This is a genomic window from Endozoicomonas sp. ALD068 (genome assembly GCF_049310145.1).
Lineage (GTDB): Bacteria > Pseudomonadota > Gammaproteobacteria > Pseudomonadales > Endozoicomonadaceae > Endozoicomonas_A.
The window spans coordinates 889,725-910,076 of record NZ_JBLYNU010000004.1 but is presented as its reverse complement, the minus strand read 5'-3'; the positions used below and the strand labels follow the sequence as shown (position 1 = coordinate 910,076).

The 20,352-nt window shown below is 46.3% G+C and carries 12 protein-coding genes; 6 read left to right on the top strand and 6 right to left on the bottom strand.

Annotated elements, in window-relative coordinates; all coding sequences use genetic code 11:
* The first annotated feature begins 13 nt into the window (after positions 1–13).
* The 4 genes from mltC (at position 14) to ACO6V5_RS02535 (ending at position 6,608) form a co-directional block, all read left to right on the top strand.
* Positions 14–1,189, top strand: coding sequence for a membrane-bound lytic murein transglycosylase MltC (mltC, locus tag ACO6V5_RS02550; protein ID WP_422138462.1), 1,176 nt, complete (start codon positions 14–16; stop codon positions 1,187–1,189).
* 98 nt (positions 1,190–1,287) lie between these two features.
* Complete coding sequence (locus tag ACO6V5_RS02545) at positions 1,288–2,592, top strand: hypothetical protein (RefSeq protein ID WP_422409319.1); 1,305 nt, start codon at positions 1,288–1,290, stop codon at positions 2,590–2,592.
* 113 nt (positions 2,593–2,705) lie between these two features.
* Positions 2,706–3,989 carry a hypothetical protein gene (locus tag ACO6V5_RS02540; protein WP_422409321.1) on the top strand — a complete coding sequence of 428 codons (1,284 nt, stop codon included), beginning with the start codon at positions 2,706–2,708 and terminating at the stop codon, positions 3,987–3,989.
* Between the two features lie 48 nt (positions 3,990–4,037).
* On the top strand, positions 4,038–6,608 hold the full coding sequence (locus ACO6V5_RS02535; protein ID WP_422409323.1) for a hypothetical protein: 2,571 nt from the start codon (positions 4,038–4,040) through the stop codon (positions 6,606–6,608).
* Positions 6,609–6,864: 256 nt separating this feature from the next.
* Here ACO6V5_RS02535 and ACO6V5_RS02530 read toward each other — a convergent pair whose 3' ends face one another.
* On the bottom strand, positions 6,865–8,079 hold the full coding sequence (locus tag ACO6V5_RS02530) for an argininosuccinate synthase (RefSeq protein ID WP_422409325.1): 1,215 nt from the start codon (positions 8,077–8,079) through the stop codon (positions 6,865–6,867).
* A gap of 556 nt (positions 8,080–8,635) precedes the next feature.
* Here ACO6V5_RS02530 and pyrC point away from each other — a divergent pair.
* Together pyrC and rnt are read left to right on the top strand one after the other, a co-directional pair.
* Positions 8,636–9,688 (top strand): dihydroorotase, encoded by a 1,053-nt coding sequence (gene pyrC, locus ACO6V5_RS02525; RefSeq protein WP_422134494.1) that lies wholly within the window; start codon positions 8,636–8,638, stop codon positions 9,686–9,688.
* A 92-nt stretch (positions 9,689–9,780) separates the two neighbouring features.
* Positions 9,781–10,380, top strand: a complete 600-nt coding sequence (gene rnt / locus ACO6V5_RS02520; RefSeq protein WP_317146564.1) for a ribonuclease T — start codon at positions 9,781–9,783, stop codon at positions 10,378–10,380.
* Positions 10,381–10,507: 127 nt separating this feature from the next.
* Here the strand turns inward: rnt and ACO6V5_RS02515 are convergent, their stop codons facing one another.
* The 5 genes from ACO6V5_RS02515 to clpB all read right to left on the bottom strand — a co-directional run bounded on the left by ACO6V5_RS02515 (position 10,508) and on the right by clpB (position 20,285).
* Positions 10,508–11,740, bottom strand: a complete 1,233-nt coding sequence (locus ACO6V5_RS02515; protein ID WP_422134495.1) for a hypothetical protein — start codon at positions 11,738–11,740, stop codon at positions 10,508–10,510.
* 835 nt (positions 11,741–12,575) lie between these two features.
* Positions 12,576–14,306, bottom strand: coding sequence for a hypothetical protein (locus ACO6V5_RS02510; protein WP_422138466.1), 1,731 nt, complete (start codon positions 14,304–14,306; stop codon positions 12,576–12,578).
* Between the two features lie 337 nt (positions 14,307–14,643).
* Positions 14,644–16,383, bottom strand: a complete 1,740-nt coding sequence (locus tag ACO6V5_RS02505) for a hypothetical protein (protein WP_422134497.1) — start codon at positions 16,381–16,383, stop codon at positions 14,644–14,646.
* A gap of 284 nt (positions 16,384–16,667) precedes the next feature.
* Entirely contained in the window at positions 16,668–17,471 is an 804-nt protein-coding gene (locus ACO6V5_RS02500; protein WP_422138467.1) for a Cof-type HAD-IIB family hydrolase, read from the bottom strand.
* A 243-nt stretch (positions 17,472–17,714) separates the two neighbouring features.
* Positions 17,715–20,285: an ATP-dependent chaperone ClpB gene (gene clpB, locus ACO6V5_RS02495; RefSeq protein ID WP_422409328.1), complete on the bottom strand. Its 2,571-nt coding sequence runs from the start codon at positions 20,283–20,285 to the stop codon at positions 17,715–17,717.
* Positions 20,286–20,352: the final 67 nt, after the last annotated feature.

Here is a 20,352-nt window from a genome sequence, read left to right as displayed (position 1 = left end):
AGTGAACCAGTCAATGCCAGACAATCCTGAAAAACCTTCCGATACCTCTAGCAAAAAGACTCAGAGAATAGCTGCCCTCTGCCTGATGTTCCCTCTGCTTTCAGGCTGCTCCAGTCATTCAGCTGTTAACTATGCGACTGATGTTGTGGTTCGAGAGTTGGGTGGACCTGCAGCTGAAGTCTACTCAACGGTTAAGGCCGTCAAGAGTATCCAGAAAGATGTAATCGCCTTTGAAGCCCTGGTCAGGATTCTGTCAACAGAGGCCCGTGTTAACTGGGGTGACGAAAAAAGTGCCAGCAGGAAGGAATACGTCAAATACACCAACCATTACCGCACCCGGGTATTTGTTAACTTCGAACAGGGCAAGGTTCACGTTGAAACGCTGGATAGAGAAGACCTGAAACAAGCGATTATTGTCACCCTGCTGACGCCTTACAATCCTGATGAAGTTGACCTGTTCAGCGACAAAGCCGTCCCCATCGGGGAAGAGCCCATGCTTTATGGACAGGTCGTGGACCATCAGGGGCAGCCCATACGCTGGGAGTGGCGGGCCAGTCAGTTTGCCGACTACCTGATCGACCATCAGTTAACCACTCGTGCCAGCAGCAAGGGTACCGTTTACTCTGTTGATCTTGATCTGGTTGGCGACCATATGATCAAAAGACAGTATCAATACGCCGGTATCGTTCGACAGATGTCGCAAAGATACAAGATTAAGGAAAGTTTGATCTATGCGATCATGAGGACAGAGAGCAGTTTCAACCCCTACGCGGTGAGCCATGCTAATGCCTACGGTCTTATGCAGATTATCCCATCAACGGCAGGAAGAGATGTTTTCAAGCTGGTCAAACGTCGCAGTGGACAGCCCAGCAGACACTATCTTTTCAACCCGTTTAACAATATTGATGCAGGCACCGCTTATCTGCACCTTCTTGAAACCCGCTATCTGAAAAATGTCAGAGATCCACTGGTAAAGCATTACGCTATTATCTCTGCCTACAACGGTGGAACAGGCAATGTTTTGAAAACCTTCCATTCCAATCGCACCCGGGCTATAGAAATCCTCAATGAGATGGAACCAGAAGAAGCGTATTGGTCTCTCACCCGCAAACACCCCAGACAGGAATCAAGAAACTATCTGAAAAAAGTCACCAAAGCTCAGAAAGACTTTTACAACGGTGATGTCTGAATTTAGTTTTTGACGGCAAAACACACTTACTTTCTTGAATTGCCACTGCCCTGCTCTACCTTTCCTTATTCCAAAATCAGTAATGTACGAATCGAATAATGAAACGATCGTTTTTTGCGAAATTCCTGTTGCTGCTTTTCTCTTTGTCTGCCACCTGTCAGGCAGACTCGTTAAGAAGACGTTTTGCTGTCGAGCATAAACAGAGCACTCAGAGCTTTTCTGTTACGCGCAGCCTGAATTCGTTGCTGGACAATCGGAAGCACCTTCCCGACACAAAAGGCTATACAGTTTTATTGCCGCCTGATGACAAACCACACAAAGCTGGGGGTTACGGGCTACCAATGACCTTTATTGAGTCCATTTCCTGGCCATTACTTTACGCCACCAACGTGCTGCTTGCATACGAACTGATCCAGACCACCAGGGACCCTGCCCTGAGAGGCAAACCTTATTCATGGATACCTGAAGAAGTATTTGTCGCTGTCGGCTGGCTTTTAAAAAGTTACTGGAACCCCGATTCATTGCTGTTTAACCCGAGGGATCAACTGAGTCGGGATGATCCGTTTACGATCAACACTATGACGCTCCCCGGAGAAAACAAACAACAAAGTGACCAACAACAAAGCAACAAACAAAATCCGCCATCAGAATCATCTGGCCAGCAAGCCTCAGGGACAACCAGCCATGTCAGAGGCTCTGTCACCAACACCCTGTCGTCTGGCTCTAACGATGGTAATGAGAGCCCTGAACAAGACCAGCATACGTTGGGTTTAGATTGTTTCGTCAATTCCTGTCATGGTGTTTGTAAACTCCGACAATCATCCAATAGTAGTGAGCTAGCTGAACATCCCCTTAAACCAGAGATCCATGAGGCTGTCGCAAAAGTCGCGAGCAAAGCAGGTGTGCTTGTCTCACAAATCATAAAGCACATTAATCGATTAATATTTAATCACACGTTAAACGATGTGCATGCCAACGCGAATTCCCCTTCTCCGGATATTCAGACATTTGAGAATGCCATCGAGATACTTGAATTACTTGACCCTTCCGATATTTCAACAGACTTGGAACCGTTTAGTCTCTATCCAGAGATTGATTTCTATAATGCCTATCACCTCAATCATGCCTATGGTGATAGCGATAGCGATGACGATATCGATGGCTATGCTTATTATCACGTCTATTACAGAGGCAAGATGCTGTTCGCTATAATACGCACTGCAAATAAAACAAGCTTTGCATCTGCTCTTACATGTGGGATTTCAGTAAGCATTAAAACCGAAGTCTTATTTAATGAATTATATTATGCACCTGATGGCCCGGGTTACCAATCTGCAAAAAGGGAATTTGAGGAACAAAGGAAAAAACAGAGCAGTCAGGTAAACTGCAAACAACTCCTGTGAATGTTCAGGTGCATAAGAAGGCTGATGATCAAGACAGCTCTATTCCAAAGCGTTGCAATGGACAACACAGCAGGAATTTCCAACTATAAAACCAGTAACACATGGATCGAACATTGAAACAAACGTTCTTTGCTGCACTGATGTTGTTGCTTTCGCCTTTGTCTACCATCTGTCAGGCAGAGTCGTTAACAAGACATTTTGTTGTCGAGCATAAACAGAACACTCAGAGCTTTTCTGTTAAGCGCAGCCTTATTTCATTGCCGGACAATCGGAAGCACCTTCCCGACACAAATGTCTACGCAGTTTTTTTGCCGCCTGATGACAAACCACACAAACTTGGCGTTTACGGGCTACCAATGACCTTTATTGAGTCTATTTCATGGCCATTGCTTTACGCCTCTAACGTGCTGGTTGCATACGAATGGGCCCTGAACACCAGGAACCCTGCCCTGAGGGGCAAAACTTATTCATGGATACCTGAAGAAGTGTTTGTCGCTGTCGGCTGGCTTTTAAAAAGCTATTGGACCCCCGATTCATTGCTGTTTAACCCAATGGATCAACTGAGTCGGGATGACCCGTTTACGATCACCACTATGACGCTCCCAGGACAAAACAAACAACAAAGCAACCAACAAAACCCACCATCAGAATCATCGGGTCGGCAAGCCCTAGGGGCAACCAGCCATGTTACAGGTTCTATCAAAAGACTATTGTCGTCTTTATGTAACAAAGATAAAGAAGACCCTGAACAAGACCAGCATACTTTAGGTTTGGAGTGTTACGTCGATTCCTGTCATGGCGTTTGTAAACTCCGACAGGCATCCAATAGTAGTGAGGAAGAGAAGCTGAGTTCCACAGAAAGTTCGACAGGACAAAAGGCGAAAAAAAACAGGTTACAGGAAGTAGACGAGTATTCTGAGTCACTTGCTAACGCCGTGCCTGACATCGAAATTGATGAATCAAACACAACAGCAGATGACATTGTTTCAGAAATCATAGAGCACATGAATACGTTAATAACTATTCTCATTGAAAACGATGCGCATTATAAAGTCGAATCCCCTACCCCGGATATTCAGGTATTCAGGAATGCCATTGAATTACTTGAACATCTTGACCCTTCCGATATTTCACAAGGTCCGGAAGTGACTGACTCAAATTGTAACTACTCAATCCATGATGGCTATAGCGATACTTGGTATCTCGTCTACTACAGGGGTAAGGTGTTATTCACAGTAACACAAACTGGCAGTGAAGATAGATTTGAAGGTCACTGGACGTCTGGGGAGTCAGCAAGGATTAAAACCGAAGACTTATTTAATGAACTCTATTATGCTCCTGATGCTCCCGGTTATCAATTTGCAAAAAGTGAATTTGAGAAATGTAGAAAAGAATAACCTGTATCGACAACTTGAGAGAAACCCAGAGCCCCGGAGCTGGAGCATGTGAACCTGGTTTTTTGCAACACTCTATTTCATAGGGTGATCTATTTTTTCTTCCTGAAACCGGATAGCAAGGATAGAATTATTAAACACCCACTCTTTGTAGCACCATTTTTGCTGTTCCTGTCATTGCCTGCCATCTGTCAGGCCAAACCACTGACAAAACCTTTGCTGGTCGAGTTTGAACAGCATACAGGCTTTCAAAAACAGAGCCTCTCTATAAAGCTTGAACGGCACAGCTCATCATCAGACATCACCGACTCAAGCGGCTATGCAGAAGCAGGTTCACCGCCCGATGACAAACCACAGAGACCCGATGGTGATGGGGTAAAAACGCCCCTTATTGAGTCGATTTCCTGGCCATTGCTTTTCGCCACTCATATGTTGGTTGATTACAAACTGATCCTGACCATCAAAAAGACTCCCTTGAGATCCCCTTTTTCACGGCTATCTCCAGAAGTGCTTGCATTAGTCGATTGGCTTTTGCAAAGCTATTGGAGCGCCGATTCACCACTGTTTAACGCCATAGAACAACAAGCGCCGAGTCATGATCATCCGCATCAGGCCATTACTGTAACGTTTGGCTCCGGACACGACCAACATCAATACCAGCCGTCAGAATCGTCCAACCAGCAAGCTCCGCAAGCCAACACCCGCACTGCAGGCTCTTTTATTGCCCCTCAGAATACTGACTATCGGGGCGGTAACCGAGGCCCTCATCAAGACTCACATACTTTGGGTTTAAATTGTTTCATCCATCCCTGTCATGGCGTTTGTCAATTCCGACCATTATCCGATCCCGGGGGGCGCGCAGAACGGACGCTGGATATCGAAGAAGTTTCGATAGCCGAAAATAGCTTTTGCTCTCATTTGGTCAATGGATACTGTTTTATTTGCATGGACTATTTTGATCCTCCAAACACTACATATTCTCAAAACAACTCAATTTTCAGGTTATTGGGTAATTGCCCTGACACTCCAGTATTTGATTCTGATAAAGTATTTAAGACAGAGGCGCATGACATTGATGTCAACCCGGCTAATAACTGCAACCCTATAGACGGGGTCGCCCTGGACGAGGTCGCCCTGAATGGGTTCGCTTTAGACTCAATGAGCGCAGGGGCTGCCTATACAAATGCATCTACCGGACCAGTCAGTGATGATCTGGCAATACCAGAGAATGATTGCCTTGCTCTCGAAGCCACTGCCCATTGCCAAAAGGCTCTGTCGGGTCACAAAAGCAAGCACCACCACAGGCAATTCATCTGTAACAAGATCGTGGCCTCAGAGGATGGTTATCTGCGGCCATGCGCAAAGATCTTCAAAAACTCTCCAACTCTGTCGACTCACAAAAGCAAATTTCACACCGGGCAAAAAACCTGTGACGTGACCCTGGTCAGGGAGGATGGCCAGCCTGGTCCATGCGGGACGGTCTGCAAGAACGCTCAAGACCTGTCGGAACACAAAAACAGATGCCACTCTGGGCAACAAATCTGTGACACGATCGTGGCCGTAGAGGATGGTCAGCTGCAGCCATGCGGAAGAGTCTTGTTACATGCTCGCTCCCTGCGGGAACACAAAAGAACATACCACCGCGTGGAAAAAACCTGTGACGTAACCCTGGTCGGGGAAGATGGCCAGCCGCAGCCGTGCGGGACGCTCTGTAAAAGTGTTCAAGTCTTGTCAGATCACAAAAGAAGTCACCATACCGGGCAACAAACCTGTGGCGAAACCCTGGTCGGAGAGAACGGCCAGCCTGATTCCTGTGGGACGGTCTGCAAAAACCCTCAAGACTCATCGGGTCACAGAAACAAATACGACCATCAGCAAAAAATCTGTGACGCGATCGTGGCTGGAAAAGATGGTCAGCCGCTACCATGCGGTAAGGTCTGCTTACATGCTCGCACCCTGCGGGATCACAAAAAAAGAAACCACGGCGTGCAAAAAATCTGTGACGTAACCACGGTCGGGGAAGATGGCCAGCCGCAGCCATGCGGGGTGCTCTGTAAAAGTGTTCAAGTCTTGTCAGAACACAAAAGAAGACGCCATACCGGGCAAAAAACCTGTGCCGAAATCGTGGTCGGAGAGGATGGCCAGACGCGACCATGCGGAAGGATCTACAAGAACGGTAAAGCCCTGTCAGATCACAAAGCCGGATATCACACCGGACAAAAAACCTGTAATGTAGCAGTGCCCGGGGAAGATGGTCGGCTGCGGCCATGTGCAACGGTCTGCAGGAATTCTCGAGCCCTCACGGATCACAAAAAAATAAAACACACCGGGCAACAGACCTGTGACGTAAAAGTGATCAGGAAGGATGGCCAGCCTCAGCTATGCGGGACGGTCTGCAAGAATCCTAAAGCCCTGTCGGATCATAAAAGAAGAGAGCACACCGGGCAACAAACCTGTTACGAAAAGATGATTGGGAAAGATGGCCAACTGCGACCATGCGGAAAGATCTGTGACAATGCACAAGCACTTTGTTGTCATAAAAGAATGCATCGAAAACGCAAACATGTTGATGCGGTCCAGAACGATGAATTCAGCAATCCAGAAGGTAAAATGCACAAGTAACGGCCTGATCTAGCCCTTTCGAGGCTGTCGCAAAAGTGCCGCGCTTCGCTGATACCGCGTTAAAAAGTGGCTCAAAATGCTCATTTACTCGCTGTAAACTGCGCTTTTTTGCCACTTTTTGCCTTGTCTCAGCCTTGCTCGCACTCTTGCGACAGCCTCTGGGGCATGGGAACCAAAGCTTTAGAAAGCTTTAGGACACCCGAAGTAGGGGGCGGGTGATGAACTGAGTTCAAAAAGCAACATTTTACTCACTCAATTAACCAGGATTACGCCCCTTATTGGCAGCAATTCTCAGCCTCAATGCATTCAGCTTGATAAAGCCTTCAGCATCTGCCTGATCATAAGCACCGGCATCATCTTCAAAGGTGGCAATATTCTCATCAAACAGGGAGTCATCAGACTGACGACCAACAACCGTTACATTACCTTTATAGAGTTTCAGACGTACGACACCATTGACGCAACCCTGACTTTCATCAATCATCTTCTGAAGCATCTCACGCTCGGGAGACCACCAGTAGCCGTTGTAAATCAGTTTCGCATACTTGGGCATCAGTTCGTCTTTCAGGTGTGCCACTTCACGATCAAGAGTAATGGACTCAATTGCCCTGTGCGCTTTCAGCATGATGGTTCCACCCGGAGTCTCGTAGCAACCACGGGACTTCATACCGACATAACGATTCTCAACGATGTCCAGACGACCCACACCATTCTCTCCACCCACCTTGTTCAGGTAAGTCAAAACGGTTGCGGGCGTCATTTCCTGACCATCGATGGCAACGATATCACCTTTCTTATAGGTCAGCTCAAGATACAGTGGCTGATCCGGGGCATTTTCCGGAGCTACACTCCAGCGCCACATATCCTCTTCGGCTTCAGCCCATGGATCTTCCAGGATGCCACCTTCGTATGAAATGTGCAGCAAGTTGGCATCCATAGAATAAGGAGACTTACCTTTCTTCTTTTCAACCTGTATACCGTGCTCTTCACAATAGGCCAGCAGTTTTTCACGGGAATTCAGATCCCACTCACGCCACGGAGCTATTACCTGTACACCTGGCTTCAGAGCATAAGCGCCCAGTTCAAAACGCACCTGGTCATTACCCTTGCCGGTAGCACCGTGGGAGATAGCATCGGCTCCCGTCTCATTGGCAATTTCAATCAAACGCTTGGAAATAAGAGGACGGGCAATAGAAGTACCCAGCAGGTACTCGCCTTCATAGATGGTATTGGCCCGGAACATCGGAAACACAAAATCCCGAACAAACTCTTCACGCAAATCTTCGATATAGATCTCTTTGATGCCCAGTGCCTCTGCTTTGGCCCTGGCAGGCTCAACTTCTTCACCCTGACCCAGATCCGCAGTAAATGTAACAACTTCGCACTGATAAGTATCTTCCAGCCATTTGGCAATGACTGAGGTATCCAGTCCACCCGAATAGGCCAGTACCACTTTTTTGATCTCTTTCACCGTGCACTCCCAATTCCCGATACGGTAAACCTGATTGATTGAAGAGTATTGATGATCCAAAATTGAAAATCAATATTTATTCAAAAAATCTACATATTAATTCAATATTCCCATTTTTTATGGCTACCTCTTAACTCTGAAAGCCCGATGTGGAAATTACCCAACCGACTTCCGATAGCCACAGAGCGGACACCATTATTCTCGAATGCTTCCCTATTTTCCAGACCGGGGAATCTCAAAAGCACTTCACCTGAACTGATAAAGACCGAAAATGTGCAAACAACTGAAAATCAACGCCTTTGAAGTCCTGCAAATTGATCGAAGGGCATGCTCTGAACGGCAAATATTACTACCAAGCCTGCATGATTTTAGATACGATGCTAGCCCGGTGAAGGGGGTCTCCTGAACTCTCCAATCTACTCCATTTTATTCACGTGCTTTTTTGATCATCCCGTGCTGTATTTAGCGGACTCAAGATAAAAACACGATTAAACTGTTGCTACTTAGCAGTCAACCTTTCTTTTCCGGAACAGGTACTCTTCAGAAGATGACGCAAATGCCCATAGCGAAAGAAAAGCTCTCCCTGACACGTCCTGATGACTGGCATATCCACCTGAGAGACGACGCAGCCCTGGCTGAAACAGTGCGTTCAGCAGCCAGAAACTTTACCCGGGCTATTGTCATGCCTAATCTGCGTCCACCGGTACTGGACGCCGATGATGCTGCCGCTTACAAGGCCCGAATCCTTGAGCATGCGCCTGCTGGTAGTCAGTTTGAACCACTGATGACACTTTACCTGACGGATAACACCACCCCCGAAATGGTTCGTGAAGCCAAGGCCAGAGGCGATGTCAAAGCTCTGAAGCTCTATCCAGCCGGAGCGACCACCAACTCTGACTCAGGTGTCACTGATATCAACAATATTGAGGAAAGTCTGAAGACCATGGCTGAGGTTGGCCTGCTGCTGCTGGTACATGCTGAAGTCACTGACAAAGACATTGATATCTTCGATCGTGAAAAAGTTTTCATTGATCGTTACCTGCGAGACATTACTCTTCGGCACCCTGACCTGAAAGTGGTCATGGAACACATCACCACCGCTGATGCGGTCGAATTTGTCAAAAGCAGCCACAGCAATGTCGCCGCCACGATTACTGCACACCACCTGCTTTACAATCGCAACGATATGCTGGCAGGAGGCATTCGCCCCCATTATTACTGCCTGCCAATCCTGAAGCGTAATAGCCACCAGCAGGCCTTGCTGGAAGCCGCAACCAGTGGCAATCCGAAATTTTTCCTTGGCACCGACTCTGCACCTCATACGGTAGATGCAAAAGAAACCTCCTGTGGCTGTGCAGGTTGCTATACCGCACCGGCAGCTCTGGAATTGTATGCTGAAGCCTTTGAGAGCATGAATGCACTGGATAAACTGGAAGGATTTGCCAGCCACTTTGGTCCGGATTTTTACGGTCTACCCAGAAACCAGGCTTCTGTAACCCTGATTAAAGAAGAATGGCAATTGCCAGAGTCTATCCCCCTGGGCGACAATCAGGTGATTCCTCTGCGTGCAGGCGAAACCCTGAACTGGCGTTTACAAACCCAGGACTAACACTGAAGACCGGAAAGTCAGCCCTCAGAAGGCTGACTTTCCACTGACTCTGAATGAATTAAGGAGATTCCGTGGTCGATGATAGCCATTTGATGGCCAACCGCTTTCGTGGTTTTTTGCCTGTTGTGGTGGATGTAGAAACCGGAGGTTTCAATTCCGCCACCGATGCCCTGCTGGAAATTGCAGCTGTGGTCATTGAAATGGATGAAAGCGGCTATGTGCACCCCGGTAAGCCTCAGTCTTTCCATATCAAACCATTTGAAGGCGCCAATATTGAACAGGCGGCGATAGAGTTTATCGGTATTGATCCCTTCCACCCGCTTCGCATTGCCACAGAAGAAGAGCAGGCACTGAACGGTATCTTCAAAACAGTGCGCAAGGAAGTTAAAAAACAGGGTTGTAACCGGGCAGTGCTGGTGGGTCATAATGCATCATTTGACCTTGGCTTTCTGATGGCCGCAGCAGAGCGCTGTGATATCAAACGCAACCCTTTTCATCCCTTCTCCTGCTTTGATACAGCCACCCTGTCCGGACTGGCATACGGGCAGACCGTGCTGGCCAGAGCCTGCGAGGCCGCAGAGATTCATTTCGACAAGGGTGAAGCCCACTCTGCCCGTTATGACACAGAGAAAACTGCCGAGCTATTTTGCTCTATCGTCAACCGCTGGAAGGATCTGGGCGGCTGGTTATAAAGAGGCTTATAAATCGTTTCCGGAATTTTGAGAGAGTGGCTTATGGCAACCACTCGACCAAATTATCAGGGCTGAGTTAATCTCATGATGTGAATAGTCGTTGATGGCGAAATTCCGGATATTCCGTTTACTCTTCCTGCCCGGGCTGGTTGATTTCCAGCAACTCAATATTCATTTTCATCCACAGCAGAGTAGCAGCCAGGTTAATGTTGCTATTGCAGACTCCCCCATTGCCGGACAACAAGCCCCGTGTTGCATCAACTACCTGGTCCACCTCTTTTTGTCGTTCTTCAGGGAATTTCTCAAGCAACCGTTTTAGACGCTGCTGCCCTTGGGTCAGGTGTGCAAACCTCTGGGGAAACTGAAGCAACTGATAAAATTTAAACAAATCCGGTTCCAGCCCAGACACCTCCCAAGCCCGGAGCGCCATAATAATAAGGATGTTCAGGTCATGGGTATCAAATGCCGGTTTATCTGCTGCGTCTGTAAAATATTTAATCTCCCCATTGAGTCGCAATCGACCAAGTTGTTCGGCATCCACCTGATACATTATTTGCAAAAAAAACTTCACCATATTGTCATTACTAAGGGGGGCTTTGTCCGCATAATAACCGTTACCAGCTAACATGGGGGCTTCCAACAATGTTGCGAGATCGTGTAGCATGAATGACTCACAGCCAAAGCCACTCGCCTGACGCTCAGGCAGGAAATAAAACCGGGAGTCAGTAAAACCATGATATTTTAACGCCAGTGTTAAAGCTAAAGTGACAAAATGCGCCAAGTTCGAATAAACTTGATCTTCGTAGTAACGCTTAAAAACACTTAAACTATCAACCACAAAAACGCGATGACGCCCTTCAGTATTTTTTCGAATAGAAAAAACGTTAACATGGCCTGTTTGCTCCTGAAAAATAAAGTTTTTAGTCTCACCTATTGCCATCAATGGCAGCTGGGTTATAAACAACCCAACCAGTTGGTGAAGACACTGAGGGAAGCCAATGTAAGTTTGCATAAGCTTCAGAGTTAACGGGCTAGCAACATCCAGAATCGTGTCAATTAATAACTCTTTGGGCATCCCTTCAGGTAAAACAAGCTGCGGAAACGCACGTCCGGCAAATAATCTGATTAAATTTTCTGGCAGGCTTTCTAGCTTGGGGTATTCAATTAAAACGTGTAGCATTTCACCTTTTTCCAGCTTCCCCGGAAAATGATGCTTAAGCAGACTCAGAATCGCTTTCCAACGGTATCCAGCGCTCTCCAGGGAACCCTTCTCCTTCAAAAGATTGGGGGATTTGGCATACAGTCTTTCCAATTCTGCATTAAAGTCATCAATATTTTTTTTCTGATCCATTGTTTTCAATGACTTTTCAGCAGCCTTGAGTATTTCTTTCAGTTTTTCAAGATGCCTGACATGACCCTCATCGTTACCGGAAGCCGATGCTGATGCAGCACCAGAGCCTGAGGAACCTGAAGAGCCAGAACTGCCTTGCCCTTTATCGCTTTGCTTTTTGCTTTGTTGCTCTTGCTGCGGTGGTGGAGATTTACCGTCGGTTTTAGACTGTTCCTTGTTTTCGTTGCTATAACGGTTTAATTGGAATGGATAGCCAGTAAACGTCGTACCTTTATTCGGCTGCAGCCAACCCCTTTCTGAGATAGGCAAACTGATTATCGAACCTTTTTTCCTCTTATGTAACAGCAACAGCGGGGCAACGTTAGATTTTGGTAGACGAATGGGAGGCAAGAAAGAAGAAAGAATTGCATCGATGCTGTAGCCGGAAACGAATGATGAAGTGAGAGGAACTGAAGCCTGACTACTACACGACAAAAGCAGGACAGGCAGAATAAAAACGATAGTCATAAAATACCGGAGCTTCAAGAAAAGATAAAAAGATCATTCTAGAAAAGAAACTCAGATTTTGCAGACTCCATGATATTTAAATCGTTCGAGAAATTCATTCAGGTTAAAAATGAGTACAATTTGAGTATTTACCCCACTATCACCAGCGGAATCTGAGATGTCCAGTCTCAGAGTTAGCTAAAAGACGACTTTGGACACCTGAGTGGCAGGTGAAGCGTTACCGGATTTTTTGAGAGAGTTGATTATGGCAACCGCTCAAACAAGTCATCAAGGCTGAGTTAATTTCATGGTATAAAATTGATCATTGCCATTGATGGCGAATTTCCTGAAATCTTTTTTATTTTTCCTGCCCAGGAGGGTTCATATCCAGTAACTCAATATTCATTTTCATCCACAGCAGAATAGCGGCCAGATTAGTGTTGTTATTGCAGATTCCACCTCTGACGGACAACAAGCCCCGTGTTTCATCAACTACCTGGTCAACCTCTTTTTGTCGTTCTTCAGGGAATTTCTCAAGCAATCGCTTCAGTCGCTCCTGCCCTTGGGTCAGATGTGCAAACCTCTGGGGAAACTGAAGCAGCTGATAAAATTTAAACAAATCTGGTTCCAGACCCGTTGTAGTCCAGGTATGGAGCGACATAAGAATAAGGGTGTTCAGGTCATGTGTAGCAATTGCAGGTTTATCTGCTGTGTCCGTAAATGACTTAATCTCCCCATTGATTCGCAATCGACCGAGTTGCTCACCTTCCGGATCATACGTTATGTTCAAAAAAAACCTGAACATATTGTCATTAGTAAGAGGTTCTTTGTCCGAATAATAACCGTTACCAGCCAACATGGGGAATTCCAACAACGTTTTCAGGTCGTGCAACATGAATGACTCACTGCCAAGGTTAGGACCTTGACGTTCAGGCAGGAAGTAAAACCGGGAATCAGTAAAGCCATGATATTTTAACGCCAGTGCCAAAACTGAAGTGACAAAATGTGCCAGGGGCGAATAAATTTGACCTTCGTCGTAGCGCTTAAAAACACTTAAACTATCAACGACAAAAACACGATAACGCCCTTTAGCATTTTTCCGGATAAAAAAAACGTTAATGTGACTCGTATGGTCCTGAAAAATAAACTTTTTAGATTCACCTTTTGCCATTAGCGGTAGCTGGGTTATAAATAACCTAAGCAGCTGTTGAAGACACTGAGGATGGCCCAGATGAGTTTGCATATACCATAGAGTTATCGGATTGACAGAATTCACAATGAAGTGAACTAACGTCTCTTTGGGCACCTCCTGAGGTAATTCAGTTTCCGGGAGCACTTCTCTGGCAAGTAATCTGATTAATTCTTCTGGCTGGCCCTCAATATCGGGATATTCGAGTAAAACGTGCGACATTTCACCTTCTTCCAGCTTGTCGGAAAAATGATGCTTAAGCAACCTCAGAATCGCTTTCCAGCTGTATTTCCTGCTCACCAGTGACCCCTTTTCCTCGAGAAGATCAGGGGATGCCGAATACAATCTTTTCAATTCTGCAATAAAGCCATCAATATTTTTTTTCTGATCCATTGTTTTCAATGACTTTTCAGCGGCTTTGAGGATTTCTTTCAGTTTTTCAAGATGCCTGGCACGACTCTCATCGTTACCGGAAGCTGATGCTGATGCTGATGCAGCACCGGAGCCTGAGGAGCCAGAAGAGCCCTGCCCTTTATCGCTTTGCTTTTTGCTTTGTTGCTTTTGCTGCGGTGGCGAAGATTTACCGTCGGTTTTAGACTGTTCCTTGTTTTCGTTGCCATAACGGTTTAATTGGAATGGATAGCCAGTAAACGTCGTACCTTTATTCGGCTGCAACCCATCCCTTTCAGAGACAGGCAAACTGATTATTGAGCCTTTTTTACTCTTTTTTAACAGCAACAGAGTAGCAACGTTAGATTTTGGTAGACGAATGGGATCAGGTAAGAAAGAAGAAAGAATTGCATCGACACGGTCGCCGGAAACGAATGATGACGTGAGAGGAACTGAAGCCTGACTACTACACGACAAAAGCAGGACAGGCAGAATAAAGACGATAGTCATAAAATACCGGAGCTTCAAGTAAAGATAAAAGGATCATTCTAGAAAAGAAACTCAGATTTTGCTGACTCCATGATATTTAAATCGTTCGAAAAATTCACTCAGGTTAAAAATGAGTACAATTTGAGTATTTATCCCACTATCACAAGCAGAATCTGAGATGTCCAGTCTCAGAGTTAGCTAAAAGACGACTTTGGACACCTGAGTGGCAGGTGAAGCGGTACCGGATTTTTTGTGAGAGCTGCTTATGGCAACTACTTGAACAAATCACGAAGGTTGAGTTAATTTCATGCTATGAAATTGATCATAACCGATGATGGTGAACTTACGGATATCTTGTTTATTCTTCCTGCCCGGGACGGTTGTTCATTTCCAGCAACTCAATGTTCATTTTCATCCACAGCAGGGTAGCAGCCAGATTAGCATTGTTATTGCAGACTCCATCATCGCCAGACAACAAGCCCCGTGTTTCATCAACTACCTGTTCCACCTCTTTTTGCCGTTCTTCAGGGAATTTCTCAAGCAATCGCTTTAGTCGCTGCTGCCCTTGGGTCAGATGTGCAAACCTCTGAGGAAACTGACGCAACTGATAAAATTTAAACAAATCTGGTTCCAGCCCCATTGTAACCCAGGTTTGCAACGACATAATAATAAGGGTGCTTAGGTCATGTGCATTAAGTTCAGGTTTATCTGCTGTGTCCGTAAAATACTTAATCTCCCCATTGACTCGCAATCGACCGAGTTGCTCAGCACTCTCGTCAAATGTTATTTGCAACGAAAACATGGCTACTTTGTCATTAGGAATAGGTTCTTTATCCGCATAATAACCGTTACCAGTCACCATAGGGGATTGCAACAATGTTTCCAGGTCGTGCAGCATGAATGATTCAGAGCCAAAGTCACCAGCCTGACGTTGAGACAGGAAGTAAAATCGGGAATCAGTAAAGCCATGATATTTTAAAGCCAGTGCCAAAGCGAAAATGACAAAATGTGGTAGAGATGAATAGACCTGATCTTCGTAGCAACGCTTAACAACACTTAAACCATCAACGACAAAAACACGATAACGTCCTTTAGCATTTTTCCGGATAGAAAAAACACTAACTTGCCCCCCTGTATGATCCTGAAAAATAAACTCTTTAGATTCACCCGTTGCCACTAAAGACAGCTGGGTTATAAATAGCCCAATCAGCTGCTGAAGACAATAGGGGTAGCCCAGATGAGCTTGTATATACCTCAGGATTGACGGGCTGGCAGCATCCACAATGCTGTCAACTAACAACTGTTTGGGCAAACTTTCAGCTAATGCAGGTTCTGTCAGCTTCTGTCTGGCAAAAAATCTGATCACTTCTTCTGGCAGGCTCGCTAGACCAGGATATTCAAGTAAAACGTGTGACATTTCACCTTTTTCCATCTTGTTGGGAAAATGAAGCTTAAGCAACCTCAAAATCGCTTTCCAACGGTGTTCACCACTCTCCAGGGAGCCCTTCTCCTTCAAAATATCGGGGGATTCCGCATACAATCTTTTCAATTCTGCATGAAACTCATCAATATTTTTTTTCTGATCCATTGTTTTCAATGACTTTTCAGCGGCTTTGAGGATTTCTTTCAGTTTTTCAAGATGCCTGGCATGACTCTCATCGTTACCGGAAGCTGATGCTGATGCGGCACCAGAGCCTGATGAGCCAGAAGAGCCAGAACCGCCCTGCCCTTTCTCGCTTTGCTTTTTGCTTTGTTGCTCTTGCTGCGGTGGCGGAGATTTACCCCCGGTTTTAGACTGTTCCTTGTTTTCATTGCCATAACGGTTTAATTCGAATGGATAGCCAGTAAACGTTGTACCTTTATTCGGCTGCAGCCGATCCCTTTCAGAGACAGGCAAACTGATTATCGAGCCTTTTTTACCCTTTTGTAACAGCAACAGCTGGGCAACGTCAGATTTTGGTAGACGAATGGGATCAGGTAAGAAAGAAGCAAGAATTGCTTCGACACTGTCGCCGGAAACGAAAGATGAAGCGAGAGGAACTGAAGCCTGACTACTACACGACAAAAGCAAGATAGGCACAATAAAAACAAAAGTCATGAGATACCTGAGCTTGAAATAGAAATGAAGAAATTATTCTAGACAAGAAACTCAGATTTACCTGACTCCGGGATATTTAAATCGTTCGAGAAATTTGCTCGCGTTAGAAATGAACACAATTTGAGCATTTACCGCAATATCACAAGTGGAACTTGAGATTCCAGTCAGAGCTAGCCAAAACATGACTTTTGATAATGATTTTCAGTGCTTTTTGGCTGTTTCGAAAGAATTTCGTAAAGGCATTGATTAATGCTCACCGGGACACCGGTGAGCTTGTTCGCAACTCAATTCAGGTAATGATTTTCGAGGTATTGAGCCACAGCATCATCATTGCATTGGCCAATCACCTGATGATCAGGCAGTTTCGCTTTCAAACGCTCTGTCGCATTCCCCATAACCAGTCCTTTGCCTACCACCTGTAACATCTCAACGTCGTTCATGCCGTCACCAAAAGCTACTGCGTCTTTGGGCTCCAGACCTTTGAGTTTCATGACTTCTTCCAGAGCTGCACCTTTGCTCACCGCTGGCGCCATGATTTCAAGGCAGGTATCCAGAGAGAAAGCCATATTCACCGAGTCACCAAAGGTTTCATGAATATCCCGCTCAAGATCAAGCAACTCATCATGCTTTTTGGCTACAAAGAACACTTTGATAATCTTGTCGACAGGAATCGTATCCAGATCCTGCACAGTGTAGCTGAAGCCTGTGTCTTTATGAAACTCCAACAAGCTTTCATGATGCTGCTCGACATACCACTTATCTTCGCTGTACACACTCAAAAAAACGGTATCACTGTATTGACGGCCAAGCGCAATTAAGGGCTGAATAAACCTGGGATTAAGATCATGACTGACAATCGTCTCTCCCTTGGGGTTGTGTGCTCGTGCGCCATTAGAAGTAATGGTGAACATATCGATGTCCAGCTGTGCTCTTATCTCTTCAACATCCAGGTAATGTCTGCCCGTGGCAAAAACAAAACGGATTCCCTGATTGCTTAAACGACGAATAACTTCTTTGGTGCGAGGTGCCAGCTGGTGCTGGTCATTAAGAAGGGTACCATCAAGGTCTGAGACAACAACGGGATACATGTATACCTCATAAGAGAGTACGTTTTATCTGTATCCTGATGCTATTTCATGACACAGTGATGAACAGACAAAACAGGTGGCTTAGCCCCTGTAATTATGCACACTTGTCTCACTTTATGGCAATAGGCGCATCTACGAAAGTTAATGAGCTAACTATCCCCAGACTGCTACACGCAGAGGGGTTAACCCTGAAGGAATAACAAAAAAAGGAAGCCGCTGGATAGCGGCCTCGACTGAAGAGCATTACTCAAACGTAATCTCACCCTCTGTAAGTATTGCCTTGATGACATCACCGGGAGAGTACTGACCTGACAGTATGGATTCTGCCAGAGGATTCTCGATACTGCGCTGTATGGCCCGTTTCAACGGACGGGCTCCGTACACAGGATCAAAGCCCACTTCAGCCAGTTTTTTCATTGCTTCATCAGAAACTTCCAGGGACAGACTATTTTCCGCAAGACGTTTGTTCAGTCGGCTTAACTGAATAGCCGCAATGCCTTCTATCTGACTCTCTGTCAGGGGATGAAAGACCACCAGCTCATCGACACGGTTGACAAATTCAGGCCTGAAGTGAGCTCCCACTACATCTATAAGCGTTGATTTCAATGCTTCAAAATCTTCACCCTGCATGGCCTGAATAACATCAGAGCCGAGGTTGGAAGTCATGACAATCACAGTATTTTTAAAGTCTACCGTTCTTCCCTGGCCATCAGTTAAACGACCATCCTCCAATACCTGCAAGAGAATATTGAAAACGTCCGGGTGAGCCTTTTCTACTTCATCCATCAACACCACCGAATAGGGTTTACGGCGAACAGCCTCTGTCAGATAACCCCCTTCTTCATACCCCACGTAGCCGGGAGGCGCTCCCAGCAGGCGGGCAACAGAGTGTTTTTCCATAAACTCGGACATATCGATGCGAACAATAGCGTCTTCTGTATCAAACAGAAATGCCGCCAGCGCTTTGCAAAGTTCTGTCTTACCCACACCGGTTGGCCCAAGAAACATGAAGGAGCCATTAGGTCGGTTGGGATCGGCCAGGCCTGCTCTTGAGCGGCGTACAGCGTTAGAAACAGCAACTACTGCTTCGTCTTGACCAATTACACGACCATGAAGTGCGTCTTCCATCTTCAAGAGCTTTTCACGCTCACCTTCCAGCATTTTGGAAACAGGTATTCCAGTCCAGCGAGAGACCACTTCAGCAATTTCTTCATCCGTGACCCGGTTGCGAAGCAGCTTGGTTTCTCCACCTGACTTGGCAGCATCCGCTTCAGCCAGCTTCTTTTCCAGCTCGGGAAGCTGGCCATACTGAATTTCTGACATTTTGGCGAGATCACCAGAACGCTGTGCAGCTTCCAGGGCAATGAGTAATTGCTCACGCTCCTCCCGTAACTTCTGAGACCCCTGAAGGACGACTTTCTCGGCCTTCCAAATGTCTTCAAGGTCTGAGTACTCTCTCTCAAGGCGGCCCACTTCTGTATCCAAGAGTACCAGCCTCTCTTTGGATGCGTTGTCGTCTTCTTTTTTAAGTGCTTCCCGTTCGATTTTCAGTTGAATCAGACGACGCTCCAGGCGATCCATTTCTTCTGGCTTGGAATCCATCTCCATCCGTATACGACTGGCTGACTCATCAATCAGATCGATGGCCTTATCGGGCAGTTGCCTGTCAGTGATGTAGCGCTGGGAGAGTTTTACGGCAGCGACAATGGCCGGGTCGGTAATGTCAACACCGTGGTGGGCCTCATAACGCTCTTTCAGACCACGCAAGATAGCAATAGTGTCTTCTTCTGTAGGCTCATCCACCAGTACTTTCTGGAATCGACGCTCCAGCGCTGCGTCTTTTTCGATATATTGCCGGTATTCATCCAGTGTCGTCGCTCCAACACAATGGAGTTCACCCCGGGCCAGAGCGGGTTTAAGCATATTACCGGCGTCCATGGCACCTTCTGCCTTACCGGCACCTACCATAGTGTGGAGCTCATCAATAAACAGGATGATCTGCCCTTCCTGTTTGGACAGCTCATTGAGTACCGACTTCAGGCGCTCCTCGAATTCACCCCTGAATTTGGCCCCGGCAATCAACGACCCCATATCAAGCGACAAAAGCCTTTTACCCTTGATACCGTCAGGCACTTCACCATTGATAATTCTTTGAGCCAGCCCTTCCACAATGGCAGTTTTACCAATACCGGGCTCGCCAATAATCACCGGATTATTTTTGGTACGGCGTTGCAGCACCTGAACAATGCGTCTTATCTCATCGTCCCGGCCAATGACAGGGTCCAGCTTGCCTGCTTCAGCACGCTCAGTTAGATCAATGGTGTAGGTGGCCAGAGCATTGCGATTATCTTCAGCATTGGGATCATTGACGGATTCGCCTCCCCTGAGATTGTTGATGGCATTTTCCAGAGCCTGCTGACTCACCCCCTGCCCTTTCAGGACACGGGAAACTGACGAACTCCCGTCCATCATCACCAGAAGGACAGTTTCACTGGAAATAAACTGATCCCCCCTTTTCTGAGCCTGTTTATCGGCCAGATTAAGCAAGCGAATGGTTTCCTGTGACGGTTGAATATCGCCGGTTGGATTATTAATGACTGAAACCTGATCAAGCAGCTTCTCGAGCTCATCAGCCAGCTGCTGCAAATTAAAGCCCACTTGACTCAAAAGAGGCTTGATAGAACCACCCCGCTGATTAAGCAGCGCCATTAACAGGTGGACAGGTTCTATCTGATTGTGATCCTTACCCACAGCCAGTGACTGAGCATCTGACAATGCGGACTGCAGCTTACTGGTCAGTCTGTCTGCTCGCATAGTGAGTTCTCCCGCGTTTTATTACTTGCCGATAGGGCTGCTTCTGTAATCCTATATTGCGGCAGAA

Coding starts and splice junctions, on each gene's coding strand:
- pyrC (WP_422134494.1), top strand. CDS start 8,636: ATGCCCATAGCGAAAGAAAAGCTCTCCCTGACACGTCCTGATGACTGG.
- ACO6V5_RS02500 (WP_422138467.1), bottom strand. CDS start 17,471: ATGTATCCCGTTGTTGTCTCAGACCTTGATGGTACCCTTCTTAATGAC.
- ACO6V5_RS02545 (WP_422409319.1), top strand. CDS start 1,288: ATGAAACGATCGTTTTTTGCGAAATTCCTGTTGCTGCTTTTCTCTTTG.
- rnt (WP_317146564.1), top strand. CDS start 9,781: ATGGCCAACCGCTTTCGTGGTTTTTTGCCTGTTGTGGTGGATGTAGAA.
- mltC (WP_422138462.1), top strand. CDS start 14: ATGCCAGACAATCCTGAAAAACCTTCCGATACCTCTAGCAAAAAGACT.
- clpB (WP_422409328.1), bottom strand. CDS start 20,285: ATGCGAGCAGACAGACTGACCAGTAAGCTGCAGTCCGCATTGTCAGAT.
- ACO6V5_RS02505 (WP_422134497.1), bottom strand. CDS start 16,383: ATGACTTTTGTTTTTATTGTGCCTATCTTGCTTTTGTCGTGTAGTAGT.
- ACO6V5_RS02510 (WP_422138466.1), bottom strand. CDS start 14,306: ATGACTATCGTCTTTATTCTGCCTGTCCTGCTTTTGTCGTGTAGTAGT.